Annotated in this window: 1 rRNA gene (cut by a window edge); it reads left to right on the top strand. The window is 49.4% G+C overall.

From position 1 onward, the window contains the following. The first annotated feature begins 287 nt into the window (after positions 1–287). A 23S ribosomal RNA gene (locus tag RAE19_RS06565) occupies positions 288–2,500 on the top strand (it continues 665 nt past the right edge of the window).

The raw sequence follows: 2,500 nt of genomic DNA, 5'->3' as shown, positions 1-2,500 counted from the left end.
CTTTAACAATTTATAGAGTTTAATCAGCGTTGCCAACTTTAAGCTGCGCCAAGGAAACTGCACATTCGTAAAGGTTTAGTGCAGACCGTGCCTTGCGTGGTTGTTGGCAACATATTTGATTGCGTCAAAATGAATATCAAACTTTGTTTGAAATTCGAAAGTAATTAGGCTAACTGTTTGCGAAAGCAAGTGGTGATGTCATTTACGGCATAACGCGACAGGTGAGAGACCTGTCAAACATTCCTTGAAGATGACGGAGATACTCGCAAGAGTGGTCAAAGTTATAGGGTCAAGTGAATAAGAGCATGTGGTGGATGCCTTGGCAATGATAGGCGACGAAGGACGTGATAGCCTGCGATAAGCTTCGGGGAGCTGGCAAATTAGCTTTGATCCGGAGATTTCCGAATGGGGAAACCCACCCTTAGGGGTATCGCATACTGAATACATAGGTATGCGAGGCGAACCGGGTGAACTGAAACATCTCAGTAGCTCGAGGAAAAGACATCAACCGAGATTCCGAAAGTAGTGGCGAGCGAAATCGGAGAAGCCTGCAAGTGATAGCACAAGACATAACGGAACAGCCTGGAAATGCTGGCCATAGCGGGTGATAGCCCCGTACGTGAAATGACCTGTGTGGTACTGAGCTTGCGAAAAGTAGGGCGGGACACGAGAAATCCTGTCTGAATATGGGGGGACCATCCTCCAAGGCTAAATACTCATCATTGACCGATAGTGAACTAGTACCGTGAGGGAAAGGCGAAAAGAACCCCGGGAGGGGAGTGAAATAGATCCTGAAACCGCATGCTTACAAAAAGTAGGAGCCCGCAAGGGTGACTGCGTACCTTTTGTATAATGGGTCAGCGACTTACATTCAGTGGCAAGGTTAACCGAATAGGGAAGCCGTAGAGAAATCGAGTCCGAATAGGGCGTCTAGTCGCTGGGTGTAGACCCGAAACCAAGTGATCTATCCATGGCCAGGATGAAGGTGCCGTAACAGGTACTGGAGGTCCGAACCGACTAGTGTTGCAAAACTAGCGGATGAGCTGTGGATAGGGGTGAAAGGCTAAACAAACTTGGAAATAGCTGGTTCTCTCCGAAAACTATTTAGGTAGTGCCTCAAGTATTACCTGCGGGGGTAGAGCACTGTTTTGGCTAGGGGGTCATGGCGACTTACCAAACCAATGCAAACTCCGAATACCGCAGAGTACAGCTTGGGAGACAGAGCACCGGGTGCTAACGTCCGGACTCAAGAGGGAAACAACCCAGACCGCCAGCTAAGGTCCCTAAAATTGGCTAAGTGGGAAACGAAGTGGGAAGGCTAAAACAGTCAGGATGTTGGCTTAGAAGCAGCCATCATTTAAAGAAAGCGTAATAGCTCACTGATCGAGTCGTCCTGCGCGGAAGATGTAACGGGGCTAAGCCAGTTACCGAAGCTGCGGATTTGCAATTTATTGCAAGTGGTAGGAGAGCGTTCTGTAAGCCTGTGAAGGTGCGTTGTAAAGCGTGCTGGAGGTATCAGAAGTGCGAATGCTGACATGAGTAGCGTTAAAGGGGGTGAAAAGCCCCCTCGCCGTAAGCGCAAGGTTTTCTACGCAACGTTCATCGGCGTAGAGTGAGTCGGCCCCTAAGGCGAGGCAGAGATGCGTAGCTGATGGGAAACAGGTCAATATTCCTGTACCGATGTGTAGTGCGATGTGGGGACGGAGAAGGTTAACTCAGCCAACTGTTGGACATGTTGGTTCAAGCTTGTAGTCGTGCCTGGTAGGCAAATCCGCCGGGCTTAGATGAGGAGTGATAACGAGTCTGCTTGCAGACGAAGTGAGTGATACCCTGCTTCCAGGAAAAGCCACTAAGCTTCAGCTACACACGACCGTACCGCAAACCGACACTGGTGCGCGAGATGAGTATTCTAAGGCGCTTGAGAGAACTCAGGAGAAGGAACTCGGCAAATTGACACCGTAACTTCGGAAGAAGGTGTGCCTTTAGTAGGTGAAGTCCCTCGCGGATGGAGCCCAATGAGGTTGCAAAAAATCGGTGGCTGCGACTGTTTATTAAAAACACAGCACTCTGCAAACACGAAAGTGGACGTATAGGGTGTGACGCCTGCCCGGTGCTGGAAGATTAAATGATGGGGTGCAAGCTCTTGATTGAAGTCCCAGTAAACGGCGGCCGTAACTATAACGGTCCTAAGGTAGCGAAATTCCTTGTCGGGTAAGTTCCGACCTGCACGAATGGCGTAACGATGGCCACACTGTCTCCTCCTGAGACTCAGCGAAGTTGAAATGTTTGTGATGATGCAATCTCCCCGCGGAAAGACGGAAAGACCCCATGAACCTTTACTGTAGCTTTGTATTGGACTTTGAACAGATCTGTGTAGGATAGGTGGGAGGCTTTGAAGTAGGGTCGCTAGATCTTATGGAGCCAACGTTGAAATACCACCCTGGTGTGTTTGAGGTTCTAACCTAGGTCCATTATCTGGATCGGGGACAGTGCATGGTAG

This window comes from Rhodoferax potami, assembly GCF_032193805.1.
Taxonomy (GTDB): domain Bacteria; phylum Pseudomonadota; class Gammaproteobacteria; order Burkholderiales; family Burkholderiaceae_C; genus Allorhodoferax; species Allorhodoferax potami_A.
This window is presented reverse-complemented; position numbering and strand designations above follow the sequence as displayed.